This is a genomic window from Hymenobacter nivis (assembly GCF_006439025.1).
Lineage (GTDB): Bacteria > Bacteroidota > Bacteroidia > Cytophagales > Hymenobacteraceae > Hymenobacter > Hymenobacter nivis_A.
The window spans coordinates 106,304-125,138 of sequence record NZ_RCYZ01000005.1 but is presented as its reverse complement, the minus strand read 5'-3'; the positions used below and the strand labels follow the sequence as shown (position 1 = coordinate 125,138).

General features: G+C 64.9%; 14 protein-coding genes. 10 read left to right on the top strand and 4 right to left on the bottom strand.

Translation table 11 applies throughout. The features are described 5' to 3' along the window. Positions 1-112: 112 nt before the first annotated feature. The 6 genes from EAH73_RS13040 to EAH73_RS13015 all read left to right on the top strand — a co-directional run bounded on the left by EAH73_RS13040 (position 113) and on the right by EAH73_RS13015 (position 10,248). Positions 113-4,105 carry a metallophosphoesterase gene (locus EAH73_RS13040; protein WP_140467215.1) on the top strand — a complete coding sequence of 1,331 codons (3,993 nt, stop codon included), beginning with the start codon at positions 113-115 and terminating at the stop codon, positions 4,103-4,105. A gap of 379 nt (positions 4,106-4,484) precedes the next feature. Beyond that, entirely contained in the window at positions 4,485-5,201 is a 717-nt protein-coding gene (locus EAH73_RS13035; protein WP_140467213.1) for a DUF421 domain-containing protein, read from the top strand. A gap of 150 nt (positions 5,202-5,351) precedes the next feature. Continuing rightward, positions 5,352-6,017: a DUF421 domain-containing protein gene (locus EAH73_RS13030; RefSeq protein WP_161599542.1), complete on the top strand. Its 666-nt coding sequence runs from the start codon at positions 5,352-5,354 to the stop codon at positions 6,015-6,017. A gap of 331 nt (positions 6,018-6,348) precedes the next feature. Next, complete coding sequence (gene rfbD / locus EAH73_RS13025; protein WP_140467209.1) at positions 6,349-7,239, top strand: dTDP-4-dehydrorhamnose reductase; 891 nt, start codon at positions 6,349-6,351, stop codon at positions 7,237-7,239. Between the two features lie 160 nt (positions 7,240-7,399). Continuing rightward, on the top strand, positions 7,400-8,647 hold the full coding sequence (locus tag EAH73_RS13020; RefSeq protein ID WP_140467207.1) for an MFS transporter: 1,248 nt from the start codon (positions 7,400-7,402) through the stop codon (positions 8,645-8,647). A 356-nt stretch (positions 8,648-9,003) separates the two neighbouring features. Beyond that, positions 9,004-10,248: a family 1 glycosylhydrolase gene (locus tag EAH73_RS13015; protein WP_205013004.1), complete on the top strand. Its 1,245-nt coding sequence runs from the start codon at positions 9,004-9,006 to the stop codon at positions 10,246-10,248. A gap of 40 nt (positions 10,249-10,288) precedes the next feature. Here the strand turns inward: EAH73_RS13015 and EAH73_RS13010 are convergent, their stop codons facing one another. Next, positions 10,289-11,437, bottom strand: a complete 1,149-nt coding sequence (locus tag EAH73_RS13010) for an acyltransferase family protein (RefSeq protein ID WP_140467203.1) — start codon at positions 11,435-11,437, stop codon at positions 10,289-10,291. Between the two features lie 141 nt (positions 11,438-11,578). Between EAH73_RS13010 and EAH73_RS13005 the strand changes: the two genes are divergently transcribed. The 4 genes from EAH73_RS13005 to EAH73_RS12990 all read left to right on the top strand — a co-directional run bounded on the left by EAH73_RS13005 (position 11,579) and on the right by EAH73_RS12990 (position 14,618). Next, positions 11,579-11,932 (top strand): hypothetical protein, encoded by a 354-nt coding sequence (locus EAH73_RS13005; RefSeq protein ID WP_140467201.1) that lies wholly within the window; start codon positions 11,579-11,581, stop codon positions 11,930-11,932. Positions 11,933-12,335: 403 nt separating this feature from the next. Continuing rightward, a complete protein-coding gene (locus EAH73_RS13000) occupies positions 12,336-12,584 on the top strand; it encodes a hypothetical protein (RefSeq protein ID WP_140467199.1) in 249 nt (82 codons plus the stop codon). A gap of 220 nt (positions 12,585-12,804) precedes the next feature. Continuing rightward, positions 12,805-13,899: a DUF6268 family outer membrane beta-barrel protein gene (locus tag EAH73_RS23115; RefSeq protein WP_161599541.1), complete on the top strand. Its 1,095-nt coding sequence runs from the start codon at positions 12,805-12,807 to the stop codon at positions 13,897-13,899. Positions 13,900-13,979: 80 nt separating this feature from the next. After that, complete coding sequence (locus EAH73_RS12990) at positions 13,980-14,618, top strand: CatB-related O-acetyltransferase (RefSeq protein ID WP_140467197.1); 639 nt, start codon at positions 13,980-13,982, stop codon at positions 14,616-14,618. Between the two features lie 18 nt (positions 14,619-14,636). Here EAH73_RS12990 and ppk1 read toward each other — a convergent pair whose 3' ends face one another. The 3 genes from ppk1 to EAH73_RS12975 form a co-directional block, all read right to left on the bottom strand. Next, entirely contained in the window at positions 14,637-16,718 is a 2,082-nt protein-coding gene (gene ppk1 / locus EAH73_RS12985) for a polyphosphate kinase 1 (RefSeq protein ID WP_140467195.1), read from the bottom strand. Positions 16,719-16,871: 153 nt separating this feature from the next. Continuing rightward, complete coding sequence (locus EAH73_RS12980) at positions 16,872-17,366, bottom strand: SixA phosphatase family protein (protein ID WP_140467194.1); 495 nt, start codon at positions 17,364-17,366, stop codon at positions 16,872-16,874. 23 nt (positions 17,367-17,389) lie between these two features. Further along, positions 17,390-18,709 (bottom strand): leucine-rich repeat-containing protein kinase family protein, encoded by a 1,320-nt coding sequence (locus EAH73_RS12975; RefSeq protein ID WP_140467192.1) that lies wholly within the window; start codon positions 18,707-18,709, stop codon positions 17,390-17,392. Positions 18,710-18,835 lie beyond the last annotated feature (126 nt).

Genomic DNA, 18,835 nt, shown 5'->3' with positions numbered 1-18,835 from the left:
GGTGGCAACTTGCCCGGGGCCCCCGTATTTTTGCTGGCTAACCGCCGCGGCCGGGCCTATGCCGGCCGCCATCTACGAAGTTTACTAATTATTATTGGAAGTACCTTATTACATGAAGGCATTTATTCGCGTCCTGGGGCTGCTATTGGTATTAGGGGTAGCGCGCCCCACGGTGGGCTGGGCCCAGATTGAGGAAATTGGGGAGGCTGGTGAGTCGCCGGATAACCCCCTGCACCCCAAGCCCAACTACCGCCGCGGGGCCGTGGGTTGGGAAAAGACCACGCCCCCCGACACCAGCCACATCCGCTACTCGGTGTTCCTCATCGGCGACGTGGGCAACCCCGTGCTGCCGGCCAACGGCGGCGAGCCGTCGCTGAACTTCCTGCGCAAGCAAATTATGCAGGCCGGGGCCCGGAGCACCACCATTTTTCTGGGCGATAACATCTACAACCAGGGCATGCCGCCGGTGGGGGCCGTGGACCGCCGCACGGCCGAGGAACGCATCACCGCCCAGCTCGACGTGCTGAAGGGCTACCAGGGCGAGAAGTACATGACGCCCGGCAACCACGACTGGATCCAGGGCACGCGCAACGGCTTGGCCCAGGTGAACCGCGAACAGGAATTTACCGAGAACTACCTGAAAAAGGACTCGACGGCCTTCAGCTACACGGGCGACTTTTTGCTGCCGCGCGACGGCTGCCCGGGGCCCTATGAGGTGCGCGTGCAGGACAACTTGGTGCTGATTTTCCTGAACTCGCAGTGGTTCCTGACGCCGGCCGAGTTTCGGCCCGCCAACGGCTTCTGCAACATCTCGTCCGACGCCGACATCTACGCCGAGGTGGAGGACATCATCGCCCGCAACCAAGACAAGCACATCATGGTGGTGGCCCACCACCCGCTGTATTCCGATGGCATCCACGGCGGCTACTTCACGCTTGGCGACCACATTTTCCCGCTCAGCATCGTCTTCAAGTACGCCTTTGTGCCCCTGCCGCTCATCGGCTCCATCTACCCCTGGGCCCGCAAGTACGGCGGCATCAGCCAGGACATTGCCTACCCGGCCTACCAGGCCTACAAGAAGGGCCTGACCGATATTTTTGCCAAGTACCCGAACATCATTTACTCGAACGGGCACGAGCACAACCTCCAGTACTTCAAGGAGGGCACCACCAGCTACATCACCAGCGGCTCGGGCTGCAAAACCCAGCACGTGAAGCCCGGCGACGGCGGCGGGGCCCTGTTCTCCGACAAAGAGAAGGGCTTTGCACGGGTGAACTACTACGACAACGGGGAGGTGTGGAGCGAGTTTCTGGTGCCCAACGGCGACGGCCAGACCGCCCACCAGGTGTTCCGCACCCGCCTTTACGCCACGGGCGCGGGCGGGGCCATTGCGGCTGTGCCCAATAAGGCTTCGGGCAAGCACCACAAGAAGAAAAAGAAGAAGCACGACGACGACGACCAGCCCGAGGAGGCCGTGGGGGCCCTGCCCGCCAAGCGCCCCACCATCGGGCCCGACAGCGTGCGCACAGTGGCCGTGAACCCGGCCTACAACCAGCACGGCAAGTTCCACGACTGGCTGCTGGGCAAGCACTACCGCGCCGAGTGGGCCGCGCCGGTGGCGTTTCCGGTGCTGGACCTGGCCCGCGAGCAAGGGGGCCTCGTGCCCTACAAAACCGGCGGCGGCAAGCAAACCGCTTCGCTGAAGCTGCGCAACGAGGCTGGCCACGGCTTCACGCTGCGCACCCTTGACAAGGACCCCGCCGCGGTGCTGCCCGAGGCCCTGCGCACCGGCCTGGCCAAGGCCGTGCTACAAGACCAGGTGTCGGCCCAGCACCCCTACGCCTCGTTTGTGCTGCCCCCGCTGGGCACGGCGGCCGGCATTTTGCACACCAACCCGGTGCCGCGCTACATCCCTGCCGACCCGCTATTGGGCCAGTACTTTCCACAGTTTGCCAACAAGGCCGTGGCCCTAGAGGAAGACGCCAAGGACAACCAAAGCGACGTGGCCAGCCTGGACTTTGCCAAGAAGCTGGTGGACACCGAGAAGATGCTCGGCCGCCTGCTCGACGACAACGACAACCGCGTGGACGAGGTGGCCTTCGCCCGCTCGCGCCTCTTTGACATGTGGATTGGCGACTGGGACCGCCACGAGGACCAGTGGCGCTGGAGCGAGCAGAAAAACAAGGACGGCGACCGCACCTACGTGGCCGTGCCCAAGGACCGCGACATTGCCTTTTTCAAGGGCGACGGGGTGCTGCCTTACCTGGCCAGCCGCAAGTTTGCGGTGCGCAACTTCCAGAACTTCGGCTACGACTACGCCGACTACAAAGGCCTGAACCAGACGGCCATGAGCAACGACCGCACCTTCATGAGCGGCGTGAGCCGCGAGCAGTGGATCGAGCAGGCCGAGTACCTGAAGGCCCACCTGACGGACGAGGTGATTGAAAAGGCGTTCCGCGACCGGTGGCCGGCCCCGATTTACGCCCTGCACGGGGCCGAGATTGTGGCCAAGCTGAAGAGCCGCCGGGCCCTGCTGCCCGACGTGGCCGGCAAGTACGCCGACCTGCTGGCCGACATCGTGGAGGTGCGCGGCTCGGAGAAGAACGAGAAGTTCACGGTGGACCGCCTGCCCGACGGCAAAACTCACGTGCTGGTGCAGAAAATCAGCAAAAAGGGCAAGCTGAGCACGATTTACGACCGCACGCTCGACGTGAAGGTGACCGACGAGTTGCGCCTCTACGGCATTGCCGGGCAGGACGTGTACGACGTGCGCGGCGACGTAAAAAATGCCATCAAGCTGCGCATCATCGGCGGCACCGGGCGCGATTCGATTATTGACCGCTCGCACGTGGCTGGCATCCGCCACCGCACCCAGGTGTACGACGCCGACACGGGCAACGTGGTGCTGACCAGCTCCGAGGCCCGCCTGCGCCTGGAGCCGGGCGTAGACGTGAGCCGCTACGACCACCCCAAGCGCTTCGACCTCAAAGACTACCGCCTGAACTACACCGGCCCGGCCCTATTCTTCGGCTACAACATCGACGACGGCCTGCTGCTGGGCGGCGGCGTCACGCACCGCCGCTACGCCTTCCGCCGCGACCCCTTTGGCTCGGAGCAAACCCTGACGGCCAACTACGCCCCCGCCCGCGAGGCCTACAACCTGCGCTACACCGGCCAGTTCACCCGCGTATTTGGCCACACCGACTTGCACGTGGCCGCTCAGTACTACGGGCCCCAGCTGCTCTACAACTTCTTCGGTATCGGCAACGACTCGAAGAACCTGACCGACTACGACGACGCGCCCCAGGCCACCAACCGCACCGTCAACAACTCGTACCGGGTGCGCTTCAACCGCCTCTACATCGCCCCCACCTTCGAGCGCCACATCTTCAACTTCATCAAGGTGGGCCTGGGGCCCCAGTACGACCAGTTCCGGGTCGAAACCGCCCCCATCGGGCAGGTCATCAAAGACAGCATCGGGGCCAACTACGAGAACCGCCGCTTCGGCGTGCGCGCCTCCGATTTTCAGTCCAACAAGTACCTGGGGGCCCTGTTTTACTTCAACATCGACGCCGTGTCGGAGGAGAAGGACCCGCGCATCGGCATCCGCTGGCACAACGAGGCGCAGTACAACTTCCAGCTCAACGGCGAGAAGCTCACCTACGGCCGCCTCAGCTCCGAAATCAGCGCCTACCTCACGCCCAGCTTCCCGTTTCGCCTCACCTACGCCGGCCGCGTGGGCGTGCAGCACAACCTGGGCGACTACCGCTTCTACCAAGCCAACACGCTGGGCGGCACCACCAACCTGCGCGGCTACCGCCGCACCCGCTACGCCGGCCGCACCGCCCTCTACGGCAATTTCGAGGCCCGCTTGCAGCTCTTCAGTTTCAACGCCTACATCTTCCCCGGCAAGCTCGGCATCCTCGGCCTGGCCGACGTGGGCCGCGTGTACTCCGACGTGGACGTGCGCAAGGGCTTGCCGGCCTTCCACTCCGGCTTCGGCGGCGGCGTGTACGTCGACGTCCTCAAGCAAGCCGTGGTGAACGTAACCTACTCGGTGGGCGAAGAAAAGCTGGTCTTCGTCGGGTTCGACTTCCTGTTTTAGGGCCCCCGGCGGCACCACAAAGAAGCCCCGGCTGCCAGTGTGGCGGCCGGGGCTTTTTGCTGATTCCATACGGGGCTCCAACTACTTCAAAATCCATATTCCAACCTTGTTCGGCTTCGTTGAACTAGCTCATCTGTACCTGCAAAACCTTGTTCGCGAGCGTGACCGTTGCCAATTTTTTTGATAAAGTACTGTGGAGCTCGCCTTGCGAACTGCGGTGCGCAATTATGCCTAATTCTAAGTGCTTCTAGCGCGGAGCACGGTGCAGCTAATCCGAAGAAAAAGTGCTGAGCCGCGTATTGATACATAGCTATTTGGTTGAAACCCTGGTTAATGGCTCGTCGTTGGATTTCACTCACGCAAGGCATTGGCAAGGGCTATGAAGAAGGAAGAAATTATTTTCAGCGACTGGCAACGCTGGTTATTTGGCGAAGCGCCGCCCTCATTTGTGGGCGAAACGGCTATTCGGGCGTTTTTTATTTTTCTCGTCATGGTAGTCATCATGCGCCTGATGGGCCGCCGCATGAAAGGGCAGATGTCGGTGACCGAGCTGGCCGTGGTGCTGACGCTGGGGGCCGTAATTGCCGGGCCGATGCAGATCCCAACTGCCGGCCTGCTGCCCAGCGTGGCCGTGCTGGTTGCCCTGCTGTTCATGCACCGCTTCACCAACTGGCTGGCTTATAAATCGCGCCGGGCCGAGCTGGTGCAGCAGGGCGATGCCGCGCTGCTGGTGCGCGATGGCCTGCTGGACCTACCCGCCATGCAGCGCCAAGCGCTGTCGCAGGAGCAGCTATTTGGGCAGTTGCGCAACGAAAGCGTGGCCCAACTGGGTGAGTTGCGCCGCGTGTACTTCGAAGCCAACGGCCGCCTGAGCATCTACAAGCTTAGCGAGGCGCAGCCGGGCCTGAGCGTGCTGCCCCGGCCCGATGCGCCGCCCGCCGCCATCAGCGGCCCCGCTTTCAACAAGAAAGTGTGCGGCACCTGCGGCCACGTGCCCACTTCCACCGACCACGTCGGTACGAATTGCTTGCGTTGCCAAGCCCAAGACTGGGTACCGGCTTCGCTGGTGAAAACGGGTAAAGAGGGTAAGGAATAGGGCTGGGGCCCCAGCCACGGGCAGTGTCGAGCGCGGGAGCATCCTGGGCAATGGGTAGGCACATACTTTAAAAAATAGATAATCATTTCACAACTGGTTCTAGCCGAAGCAATTATGCCGCCGCCCCCTCCTCCTCATATTACCGATTACATGCGCATCTTGATGGGCGATGTGCCTTGGAGCTTTCTGCTTGAGTGCTCGCTTCGTTTGGTGGCCATGTACCTGCTACTGCTGACGGGCCTGCGCCTGATGGGCAAGCGGCAGGCTGGGCAAATCAGCCGCACCGAGTTGGCTGGCCTGGTGTCCATTGCCGTAAGCATCGGCATTCCGCTGCTCTCGCCCGACCGCGGGCTGCTGGCGCCCGTCGCCATTGTGGCCACCGTGGTGGTGCTGCACCGCTTGGTAACGCGCTGGGCGGCCAAGCGCCCCACTGCTGAGCGCCTACTGCAAGGCACCGTCACGACGGTCGTCATTGACGGCGTTCTTCAATTGCCGGTGATGGAGCGCGTGGTGCTCTCGCGCGAACGGTTATTTTCTCAGTTGCGCGGCGACAGCCTCGAGCACCTGGGGCAAGTAAAACGCTTGTACATGGAAGCGAACGGCACCTTTAGCATGGTCGAGGCCGATGAGCCGGCGCCGGGTTTGTCAATCATTCCGGGCTGGGACGAAGACTTTCGCGAACTGCAGCCCGTGGCCCCGGGCAAGTTTGCTTGCGTGGCCTGCGGTAATGTGGAAGACGCCCCCCAGGAGCCCACCAAAAACTGCCCGCGCTGCAACGCCAGCAAGTGGCACCCGGCCGTTGAGGTATTAGAATAATGCTTGCTACGCGCAATTAATAGTGCGCTTGAGCATAAGCCAGATACGCCCTGAAAACAGTTGGGCTTACCGAATAAAAAGAGTAAAAAAGGATAGGCTCAACAATAACCCATTGGTTGCCAAGCTAGTACAGGCTTAGTAAATGGCATCATCTCCTTGGGCAAATCAAGGTCAGGAGTTAGGGGTAAGCACCACGAGGTAATAAGCAGCGCCTAGCCAACTGGGGTGTGTGGCCGATGCGGCCGAGTGGTAGCCTTGCGCATGCCCTCGCCGCGTGGGGCCCCTAGCATGACTGGATCTGCTTTTTGAAACCGCTTTAAGAACGATTCTTATGTCTTCAGCCACTACCCAGCCCGTCTTAATTACCGGCGGCACTGGTACCCTTGGGCAAGCATTCAAACGGGTGTGTCGCATCCGAGGCTTGCACGCTGTCGCCCTCAACCGCGCCGAACTGGACATTGCCGATGCCAGCGCCATCGCCCAGGCGTTGAACCGCTACCAGCCTTGGGCAGTGGTTAACGCGGCTGGCTATGTGCGCGTTGATGACGCCGAAAGGGATGCCGACCGCTGCTACCGCGAAAACACCACCGGCCCCGAACTATTGGCCGCTGCCTGCGCCGCTCAGGATGTGCAGCTGCTCACGTTTTCGACGGATTTAGTGTTTGATGGCCAGCAAACGACGCCTTATTTGGAAGATGATGCCCCCCGGCCCCTGAGCGTGTATGGCCATAGCAAACTGCTGGCCGAGCAGGCGGTACTGGCCCAGCTGCCCAGTGCCCTGGTGGTGCGCACTAGCGCGTTTTTCAGTGCTTGGGACGAGCACAACTTTGTGCACCACGTCCTTACTGCTGCCCGCCGCGGCGAAGACTTCGCGGCGGCCGACGACCTGCTCATTTCGCCCACCTACGTGCCCGACCTCGTCAATAGCAGCCTCGATTTGCTGCTCGATCGTGCCCGCGGCCTGTGGCACCTCGCCAACGAAGGTGCCTGTACCTGGGCCGAGCTAGCCCGCCTGGCGCTGCGCGTGGCGGGCTTGGATGAGGCGCAGGTAGTGCCCCGCCCGGCCGCCAGCTTCGGCTGGATTGCCCGCCGCCCTCGCTACAGTGTGCTGGGCAGCACCCACGGCCTGTTGTTGCCCAGCGTGGAAAGCGGCCTGCACCGCCACCTAGAAGACGAGCGACTGCTGCAATCGGCCAATCCGCCGGCGGTACTGGTTGGGTAGCAGCTTGCTACCTCACTGAGCGGCCCAGCCGAGAAGTGGGCGATGCGTTGTTGCGTTTGGCCCGACGGGCTAATCGTTATTCGTCGGTTTCTAAACAGCTCCTACACTTAGGCCGCTCGGCCTGCGCTATCTGCAAGGCAAATTACTAAATGTCAGATGTATGAGTGAGGATACGCGGAGTTTAAAAGGGCTCGATTGGATCAGTCTGCTCATGGCCGACGTGAAGGACGGCGTGGGCGTGTACCTATCGGTGTTCTTGCTCACCGTGCGCCACTGGTCGCCCGACAAAATCGGGCTCGTCATTGCCGGGCCCAGCATCATCGGCGTGCTGGTGCAGGGCCCGGCGGGGGCCTTCATCGACCGCACGCGCCACAAGCGCCTGCTGCTGATCGTGGCGTCGCTCATCATTGCGGTGTGCTGCCTGGCCGTGGTGCTGAACAGCAATTTTTACCCGGTGCTGCTCTCGCAGTTGGCGGTGGGGTTCACGCAGTCGGTGTACGCGCCGTGCGTGGCGGCCATCACGCTGGGCATTGTGGGGCAAGCGGCGTTGTCGCAGCGCATCGGGCGCAACGAAAGCTTCAACCACTTGGGCAACATGGTGGCCGCCATCATCGCGGGGCTGCTGGGGCGCTACGTTTCCTACGAGGCCATCTTTTACTTCTCCATCGTGCAGTGCCTGCTGCTCGTGGTGGCGGTGCTGGTGGTGCGGGAGCGGGACATTGACCACGACCTGGCCCGCGGCGCCGCCGTGGACGCCGGGCAGCCCGTCGGCGTGGCGAGCATGAAGGCGCTGCTGGACAACCGCAACATTCTGGTTTTCACCGTGGCCATTGCCTTGTTTCACTTCGCCAACGCCCCCCTGCTGCCGCTGCTGGGGCAAAAAATGGGCTTGGCCGACCAGAAAAATTCGTCGCTGTACTTGTCGGCCGCCATCATCGTGGCGCAGGGCGTGATGGTGTTCGTGGCCAAGTACGCGGGCAAGGCCTCCGAAAACGGACGCAAGAAGGTGCTACTGGCCGCCTTTGTGCTGCTGCCGGTGCGGGCGCTCCTCTTCGCGTTTGTCGACAACCCGTTCGCCCTCACCGCCATCCAGTTGCTCGACGGCATTGGGGCCGGCTTGCTGGGGGTGGTGACGATTCTCATGATTGCCGACCTGAGCAACGGCACCGGCCGGTTCAATTTGCTGCAAGGCGTGGTGTACGCCGCCATCGGGCTGGCGGCGGCGCTCAGCAGCATCGGGGCAGGCTACGTGGTGGAGCACTTTGGCTACGCCGTGGGCTTTGGCACGCTGGCGGCCGCGGGGGCCCTGGCCACCGCTTTCTACTGGCTGCTGGTGCCCGAAACCAAGGATATTGAGCTGGCTGAACTAGTTGGGCCTCAGGCAGTGCTGGGGCCCCACGGGTCTTGACCCAACGGGCCAGCACCGGGACGCGGCTGGCAATAAGGCCCTGTAGCAGCTGAGTAGCTTCTATCTGCTACGGGCCCCGAAGAGGGACCGGCTGCATGGGTACAAAAAAATGTGAATTACTGCGCAGCAATGCTGCGTGCTCAGCCTGGCTGGCATAGCCGCCCCAGCGGCAGGGCTTATTGTAGCGAGGCAATGCCGCGGGTGTAGACCATTGGTAATTTGAAGGTTAAGGGTCCAGTATAAACAAAACAGCTTAAGCTGGCCGGGTGGGTACTGCCCGCGCTAGGATAGCAGACACTTGTATGAAACAAACAACAATCGAAATATGGGGTGGCGTAGAATGCACATGCCGGCGCGTGGGTGACGCCTATTCCAACCAGCTTACGCGCAACGGCCACTGGGAGCGAGTGGAAGACCTGGACCAGTTTGCCGCCCTCGGGTTGCGCACGCTGCGCTACCCCATTCTGTGGGAACACGTGGCGCCCGAAAGCCTCGACCGCCCCGACTGGCGCTGGGCCGATGAGCGGCTGGCCCGCCTGCGCGAGTTGGAAATAACGCCGATTGTGGGGCTGGTGCACCACGGCAGCGGCCCGCGCTACACTTCCCTCGACCAGCCCAGTTTTGCCCCCGGCCTGGCCCGCTACGCGCGTATGGTGGCCGAGCGCTACCCTTGGGTGATGGACTACACCCCCGTGAACGAGCCGCTTACGACGGCCCGCTTTAGTGGCCTCTACGGCCTGTGGTACCCGCACGGGCGCGACGACCGCACTTTTGTGCGCACGCTGCTCAACCAGTTGCACGCTACTTGGCAGGCCATGCGCGCCATCCGGGAAGTAAACCCCGGGGCCCGCCTCGTGCAAACCGAAGACCTTGGCCAGGCCCACGGCACCCCTGCTTTGGCCCAGCAAGTGGAATTTGAAAACCACCGCCGCTGGCTGACCTTCGATATCCTGACCGGCAACCTCACGCCCAGCCACCCGCTGTGGAGCTACCTGCGCACCCACGGGATTGAAGAAGCGGAGCTGCAACTATTCATCGATGAGCCGCTGCCGCCCGACGTACTGGGCATCAACCACTACGCCACCAGCGAACGCTACCTCGACGAGCGGTTGGATTTGTTTCCGGGGGCCCCCGCCTTGCGCGGCCTCTACCACCCCGCCTACGCCGATTTTCAGGCCCTGCGGGTAGAAGGCGCGCCCACGGCCGGTCCCGAAGCGCTGCTCCGCACGGTTTGGGAGCGCTACGGCCTCCCGCTGGCCATCACGGAGGCCCACTTGGGGTGCACGCGGGAAGAACAAATGCGCTGGCTCTACCAACTCTGGCAGGTAGCCAACCGCCTGCGCGACAGCGGGGTTGATCTGCGGGGTTTCACGGTTTGGTCGCTGCTGGGGGCCTTCGACTGGGACAACTTGCTTACCCAGGACGGGGCCTCCTATGAACCCGGGGTGTTCGACGTGCGGGGGGCGGAGCCCCGGCCCACGGCCCTCCACGCACTGGTGCAGGGCTTGGCGCAGCAGGGCGACTACGACCACCCCGTGCTGACGGCCCCCGGGTGGTGGCAGCGGCCCATTCGGTTCGACTGGTCGGCAAAAGCCGCTTAGCTCGATAAGTAGGGCCCCTATGCCGAGCTTAGCAGCGCGCTTAAGCTGGTTTCGGGGCCTGAAGCTTCGCCTTCAGCCAGCGCCGCACCGGCTCGTCGTAGAGCTTGAGGCTGGCGTAGGCCAGGGCCACGGCGGCGGCCAGCGTAAGCAGGGCCACGGGCCACGCCTGCCCCAGCGGCGGCTTGTGCCGGCTCACCCAAGCGGTGTACACGTAGATGAGCGGGTAGTGTGTGATGTAGATGGGGTAAGAAATGGCCCCCAGGAACGTGCAAAGCCGCGCCGCCGCCCGCCCGGTTACCTGCCCGCTGGCCCCCAGCCACACCACCAGCGGAAACAGCAGGATGATGCTCAGCGAATCGTAGAGGCCGTTTTGCCACAGGTGCGCGGCGCCGCCCACCCGCGGGAACGCCAGCACCGCCACCAGCAGCGCGCTGCACCACCAAAAGGCGTGCGGCACCCGGCCCAGCGCCGCCGCACGGCACAGCAGCAGGCCGGCAAAAAACGGGAACAGCATGCGCGTGAAGCCCACGCGCAGCTGCTCGGCCGTCAGCGACCACCCGCCAATGACGTCGCCCGTGGGGCCGGCCACGGCCAGGTGCACCAGCGCCGCCCCGGCCAGCGCCACCAGCACCGCCAGGGCCCAATTGGGCAGCTTCCGGGCCCCCAGGGCGTACAGGATGTTGGCAATGTATTCGAAAAACAGCGACCATCCCGGCCCGTCGAGCGGGTGCATTTCCTGCCAGCCCCGGATGTCCAGCGACAGCGGTACCGGCAGCAGGGTGCACCCAATGGCCATGATCAACAGCATTTTCCAGACCGGCACCAGGTGGATGGCGGGCCACAAGGGCGAATCCTGGAAGTAAAAGCACGCGGCCCCCACCACCATGCCCAGCACCACCATCGGCTGCAAGCGCACGAGCCGGGCCGTGAAGAACTGCCGGAGCGTCAGCCGCTCCCAGCGGTCGTCGTAGGCGTAGCCGATGACGTAGCCGGAGAGCAGGAAGAAAAAGTCTACGGCCAGGTAGCCGTGGTTGATGATCTGGTCGAGGTGGCTGGTGGCGTGCGCCTCGCACAAATGAAAGGCCACCACCACCAGCGCCGCCACGCCGCGTAGCCCGTCGAGGACGGCGTAGTGGGGCTTGGCGCCCCGCGTGGTGGCGGGTGGCTCGGCAATTACTTGGTTCTCCATGGGTTGGGGCCGGCGGCCGAAGGGGTTGAAACGGGCTGGCCGCCGCCGTCGGGCGGCCGGGCAAAGCCGGGCGTAAGATAATGCGGCGGGGGCCTTGGGGCCCCGGGGCGTAGTTTTGGGGGCCCTCCACCCGGCCCGCGCATGGTTCTTGGTTTCGACGAAGCATTTATCCCGGCCATCGTGGCGGGCACCAAAATCCACACCATCCGCGCCGGGCAGCGGTGGCAGGCCGGCGCGGTGGCCGAGTTTTGCGCCCGGGCCCAGCAGCCCGACTGCTACGCCTTCTGGGGCCCCCGGCCCATCGTGGCGGTGCAGGCCGTGGTGCTCACGGCCACCGAGCTGCGCATCGACGGCCGCCCGCTGGGCCCCGCCGAGCAGCTGGCCCTGGCCCGGGCCGATGGTTTTGCCACGGCGGCCGCGCTGCGGGCCTATTTTGCCGGCCAGCCGCTGCCCTTCCACGGCCAGCTTCTGCACTGGACGGCCTGCCGGTACTAGGCGTATTGGGCTGTTGGTTGTTAGGCTTTTCCCCGAATTATAAAAATGAGAAAAAAGGCCGTCACGCAGCGCGCAGCAAAGCATGACGGCCTTTTTTGTGCGATTCTTTTGGTTATAAGTCTTGAGCTGATGGCTCTTGCCCGACTGCTTCACCCCAACCCGCTGGGCCGATTGGCAGGGCCCCGGCGCAGCCCGGCACGGCCGGGCCAAGCCTTGGGCTGCGGTTGGGCCGGCGGGGTCTGGACATTCGGGCGGTTGGTCGAGGTTTTGGGGCCCCTGGGCCGAACGTTGCCGGCGCGGGCCATTTGCGGCCGCGGGTTTGCAAAGGGTAGTTCAGGCAGCGGTTGCCGGCAAGTAAGTTTGCAACCGGCTGTTTGTCAAATACTTTAACCCATCTACTAGTATGAAAACTGCCCTGCTTTCGTTCGCTGCCGCCCTTGGCCTGTTTGCCGCTACGGCCGCCACTGCCGCCCCCGCTCCCTTCGACCGCGGCCACGACCCGCGCCGGATGTCGCCCATCGAGCGCGCCCGCTACGACCGCGAACAGCGCCAGCTGGAGCGCCGCCGCGCCCAGGAGCGCGCCCGCTGGGAAGCCCAGCACCGCCACGACGACCGGCACGACGACCGGCACGACGATTACCGCCGCCACTAGCCGCGGGGGCCCTGCTGCCCTCCAGTGCCGCCGCCCCGCGCTTCGCCCGAAGCGCGGGGCGGTTGGCGTTTGGGGCCCCGGCGCGTGCGGGCCTGGGCAGTGTGCGGCGGTGTATTTCTTCACTTGATATTCACGCAAACGGGCAAATTCCGGTTTATTTGTAGGAAAATTACCCGATGCGATGCTACCAATTATAAGCGCTACTTACCTTAGAAAATGCGTGTTGCCGGGCTTGCTGGCCTTCGCAGCTGGGGCCCGGGCCCAGGAAATCCCGTCGGTGCCGCCCGTGTTCCCGCCCGCGGCGGCCACGGCGGCCGACAGCGCCGCCGGGGGCCCCGTGGGGCAGCGGCAGTTTGCCAATCCCTCGGTGCTGGGCATGGGCCCCAGCAAGGGCCTGATTGTGCGCTACGAACGCATGCCGGGCTTCGAAATTCGCTCGTCGGCGCAGGTGCTGGGGCTGCGCGACTACAACGGGCGGGCCACCAAAAACGCCCGCCTGTCCATTAAAGGCTACATTCCGGCCTGGAACCGGCCCCACCTCAAGGCCATTGTGGGCCTGAGCTACGAGCGCGAGGAGTTCAAATTCCAGAACCCGCCCACCAGCTACGAGCTCTTCGACAACATCCAGGACAAGGGCCTGAAAAGCACCGCCGTGCAGCTGGCCATCATCCGGCCCGTGGATGACGTGCACTGGTACCTGGCCCGCCTCAAGGGCGAGCTGAGCGGCGACTACAACACGTCGAGCGAGCTGACCAACCGCGACTACCTGCGCTTCTCGGCCGAGGCCTTGTACGGCTGGAAGCGCAGCCCCAACTTCTCGTGGGGCGTGGGCTTCCAGTACGGCTACACGTTTGGGCGCCTCAGCCTGTACCCGGCCGTGATTTACAACCGCACCTTCAACGAGCGGTGGGGCGTGGAGGCCTTGTTTCCGGCCCGCGTCACGCTGCGCTACAACCACTCGCCCAACTCGCTCTTCTACGTGGGCTACTCCGTCGATGGGCTCAACTACATCCTCAAGCTGCGCACGCCGCTGGAGCGCGTGGGCCAGCCCGACAAAGTGCCCCTGCAAACCCTGGAGCTGCGCGAAACCGAGGTGCGCTTCCGCCTGCGCTGGGAGGGCGAGCTGCTGAGCTTCCTCTGGCTGGGGGCCGAAACCGGCTACCGCTACAACTACGCCTTCGACGCCTTCGACCGCACCAACGCCGACCGCGAAAAAATCATCGACGCCCGCCAGGCCGGCACCGTCTACGCCAGCCTGGAGTTCTTCCTCACCCCGCCCCGCAAGCTGCTGGAACGGTCGGGCGTGCGCCGCTAGGCGGGGCCCCCGGGGCGGGCCGGGCGCGGCGGATGGGCCGGTACCTTTGGGGCCCCCAGGCTTTTTTTAACCTCCCTGCTATGGCCGTCGTTGCGCCTTCCACCGTGTTTCCGCTGGCCGGCTACGAGCGGCTGTGCTTCCTGAAAAACGTGGTGGACCACCCCCAGATAACGGTGGGTGACTACACGTACTACGATGATTTTGAAGATGTTCAGAATTTTCAAAAGCACGTGCGCTACCTGTTCGACTTCACCGGCGACCGGCTGGTAATCGGGAAGTTCTGCATGATTGCCTCCGGCGTGGAGTTCGTCATGAACGGGGCCAACCACTTGGCCAGCGCCGTCAGCGCCTACCCGTTCGCGGTGTTTGGCGGCGATTGGGCCGGGGCCATGGCCGGCAAAACCTACCCTACCAAAGGCGACACCACGGTGGGCCACGACGTGTGGATTGGCTACCGGGCCACCATTTTGCCCGGCGTCACCATCGGCGACGGCGCCATTGTGGGGGCCCACGCCGTCGTCACGCGCGACGTGGCCCCCTACACCATCGTGGGCGGCAACCCGGCGCAGCTCATCCGGCCGCGATTCGACGCCGCCACCACCGCCCGGCTGCTGGCCGTGGCCTGGTGGCACTGGCCCATCGAAAAAATTACCCGCCACGCCGCCCTGCTCACCGGCGACGCGGCCCACTTCCTGGCCGCGCTGGAGGCCGCCGATTAGGGCCCCGGGGGCCCCCGGCTACTTCCGCCGCTTCAGCTTTTTCAGCCACTGGTAGGTGGCCTCCTGGGCGCGCACGCGGGGGGCATTGGCGGGCTCGGGCAGGATGAAGTGGTTGTCGAAGTCGCGAGCTTTCACGTTGTCGGTGCGCTGGAAATCCAGCAGCTGGCGCACCTCGGCGCGCAGGGTTTCGTCGAAGATCGGGAAGGCCACCTCCACCCGGCGGTCGAGGTTGCGGGTCATCCAGTCGGCCGACGACACGAACACCTTTTCCTCGCCGCCGTTGCCGAACACGTACACCCGGCTGTGTTCCAGGTTGCGGTCCACGAGGCCGCGCTGGCTGATGTGCTCGCTCAGGCCCGGCTCGCCCGGCACCAGGCAGCCGATGCCGCGGATGATGAGCTCGACGCGCACGCCGGCCTTGCTGGCGGCGTAGAGCTTGGCAATCATGCCCGGGTCTTGCAGGGCGTTGATTTTAAGAATGATGTACGCCGGGGCCCCCTTGTGGGCCAGCTTGATTTCGTGGTCAATCAGCTCGTTCAGGCGGGGGCGCAGCGCGAAGGGCGCCATCAGCAGGTGCTCAAGCGGCGCGGCGGGGGCCGTCCGGTCGTGGCAGTAGTTGAACACGGCGGCCACTTCCTTGGTCAGGCGCTCGTCGGCCGTGAACAGGCCGTGGTCGGTGTAAATCTCGGCCGTGTCCTCGTTGAAATTGCCCGTGCTGAGGTAGGCGTACTGGCGGGTGGTTTCGGCCGCCTCGCGCCGCGTGATGAGCAGCAGCTTGGCGTGCACCTTCTGCTCGGGGGGCGTGAAGATGACGTGGGCCCCCGCCTTTTGCAGCTTCTCGGCCCAGTAAATGTTCGATTCCTCGTCGAAGCGCGCTTTCAGCTCCACCACCACCGTCACCTGTTTGCCATTTTTCACGGCCTTCAGCAGGGCCTTGGCCACGGCGCTTTTGGCGGCCACGCGGTAGAGCGTGATGGACACGGCCGACACTTGCGGGTCGGCGGCGGCTTCGCGCAGCAGGCGCGTCACGTGGTCGAAGCTCTGGTAGGGCGGGTGCAGCAGGTGGTCGCGCTGGCCGATGGCGGCCAGCAGGCTGCCCGTGCGCGGCAGCGTGGGGTGGGGCAGGGGCGGCCAGGCGGGGTTGAGCAGCTTGCCCTGCCCGAAGCTGGGGAAGCCAAAAAAGTCGCGGAAGTTGTGGTAGCGGCTGCCGGCCACCAGCTCCTCGTCGGTGATGCCGGTTTTCTGCTTGAGGGCCCGCAGCGCCTCGCGCGGCATCTCGGGGTCGTAGAGCATCCGGGCGGGGTAGCCGGTGGCGCGCTTGGCCAGGCTGCTGCGGATTTTGGCCAGCAAGTCGTCCGATACCTCTTCCTCGATGTCCAGCTCGGCGTCGCGGCTCAGCTTCACGGCGTGCACGGCCACCTGCTCGTAGGCCGGAAACAGGCTGGGGGCCCCCACGCGCACCACGTCGTCGAGGAACATCACGTAGCGCTCGTCGCCCTCGGCGGGCAGCTGCACGAAGCGGCCGCCGTGGCGCTTGGTGGGCAGCTCCATGGCCAGCACGCGCTCGGCCTCGGGGCCCTTGGCCTTGCCTTTGCCCTTGCCCGCCGCGGCGCGGGGCCCCGCCAGGAAGAAGGTGAGGTACACCGCCTGGTCCTTCAAAAACAAGTGGTGCAGCGTGTCGTCGAGCACCACCGGCGAGAGCAGGTCGCGCACCGAGGCGTTGAAGTAGTCGAGCACCCAGGCCCGCTGCGCGTCGCTCAGCTCGGCCTCGCCCACCAAGTGGATGTGGGCCCCCGTGAGGGCCGGCAGCAGCTGCTCGCGGTAGGTGGTGCCAAATTCTTCCTGCTGGCGCTGCACCTCGGCCAGCACGGCCTTCAGCTGGCGCTTGGGGCTCTCTTCGAGCTGGGCGCGGGTCTTCTTCTTGAGCTTGACCAGCCGCCGCAGCGTGGCCACGCGCACCTTAAAAAACTCGTCGAGGTTGGCGCTGAAAATGGCCAGGAACTTGAGGCGCTCGAGCAGCGGCACCGTGTCCGACTGGGCCTCTTGCAGCACGCGGGCGTTGAAGCGCAGCCAGCTCAGGTCGCGGGGAAGGGTTTTCATAATGGATAACAGAATAACGGAACGGGTTAATGAATAAAATGCGCCGCCCGGCGTGCGCAGCAATACGCCGCACGCGCCGGGCGGTTGGTTACCATAATGTTGCCAAACTGGCCCGCTGGGGCCCTGGCTGGCGCGATAAAAGGAGCCGGGGCCCTAGCTGGCGTTCTTCGGGTAGTCGTAGAAATAGAACTCGGCGTTGGCGCGGGCCACCTCCTCCCAGCTATCGGTGCTGAAGCGCAGGCAGACCACGGCCGCCGTAGGAAACTCGTTGAACGAGCTGGTCGATAGGGCGTTGGCCGCGTCGGTGATGGTGGGGTTGTGGCCCACCAGCAGCGCCGATTCGGCCGCTTCGGGCAGGGCCCGGATGATGGCGAGCAGCGCGTCGGCATCGGCCCGGTAAATGGCGGGGTCGACGACGATTTTCTCGTGCGCGAAGCCCAGCTCGCGGGCCACCAGCACGGCCGTGCTCAGGGCGCGCACCGCCGAGGAGCTCACCAGCACATCGGGCACAATGCCGCGCTTGGCCAGGGCCTGGCCCATGCGCGGGGCGTCCTCGCGGCCCCGGTCGTTGAGCGGGCGCTCCTGGTCGGTGAGGTCGTCGAAGCTCCAGCTCGATTTGGCGTGGCGGAGGAGGTACAGCGTTTTCATGGTGCGAAGCTAGGCCGGGCGCATTAATCCCAGGTTTCCCCGGCCAGCGCCTCCCGGATTTCGGCAAACAGCGGCCGGGCCCCTACGGCCGGCTGGGCGCAGCGGGCCTGCAAGTTGCGCAGCGGCTGCCGGGCAGCGGCGGGGGCCCCGCAGCGGTCCAGCAGCTCCTCGAGCAGGCAGGCAAAGGCGCGCACCTCCAGCCGCTGCAGGACCAGGGCCGTGGGGCTGTCGGGGGCGAAGAAGCAGGCCGCCCCAAAGTCGCCTAGCAAGCAGTTGCCGTCGCTGGTGTTCAAAATGTTGTGGGCATACAAGTCGCCGTGCAGCACGCCTTGGGTGTGCAAGTGTGCCGCCGCCGCCGCTACGCCGTGGGCCAGCCGCCGCAGGGCCCCCAGCTCGAAGGCGGTGCCGGGCGCGTACACGTCGCGGGTGCAGGTGGCCAGGCTGGGCGGCCCGGCCAGGTTGCCGAAGGCGGGGTCAATCAGCTCCAGCACCAGGCCCTCGGCCCCGGCCGGGTGGTCGGCCACTTGGCCGCGCACGGCAATGAGGTGGGGGTGGGCCCCGGCGCTGATGCAGGCGGCCATTTCGCTGTGCGGCAGGCCGTCGCTGGTCACGGCACCCTTAAATAGTTTTACCGCCACGTCGGCCGCCGGGGCCCCCAGCGGGTGCCAGCGGGCCCGGTAAATAACGCCCGACGCGCCTTCGCCCAATTGCTCTTCCAACGCCAGGCTGTGCCACTCGATGGCCGCAATGGGGTGGCGGGCCAGTGCGGCGGCCTCGGCCTCGGCGCAAAACGGGTTGCCGGCGTAGGCCAGCCACGCCAGCCGCGGCAGGGCCAGCAGCCACTCGGGCAGGGCCTCAAAGCGGTTGGCGGCGATGCGCAGCAGCTCGAGGCGGGTGCAGGTGGCCAGCGCTTCGGGCAGGTGCGTGAGGCGGTTGCCGGCCAGCATCAGCTTTTGCAGCTGCTGGCACTGGCCCAGCTCGGGCGGCAGGCTTTCGAGCTGGTTATCGGTGAGAATGAGCCAGCGCAGGGCCGGCGTGAGGGCCCCCGCGGGCAGCGTCCGAATCTGGTTGGCCTTGAAGCCCACCATGCTCAGCTGCGGGCACTGCCCGATGACGGCTGGCACTTCGGTAAATAAGTTGTCGGAGCAAAACAGCACGCGCAGCCGGTGCAGCCGCCCAAAATCGGCGGGTAGGGAAGCAAGGCGGTTGCCCGACAGGTTGAGGATTTCAAGCGTGTCGGCCAGGTCGAAAATCTCGGCTGGAAATTCCGTCAGGTCCGCCGCCAGGTCGAGGCGGGTAGCGCCGGCCAGCTGCCCGGCGCGGAGTTGGGCGAGGGTGTGCATGGCGCAAAGGTCGGGCGCAATTGGTGTGGGCGCGCACCCGAGCCAATGTGGACAATTGCAGCATAAAATGATTTGACGAATAGGTATTTAGGAAATCTGGACCTATTTTTAAAATACACCGAACAG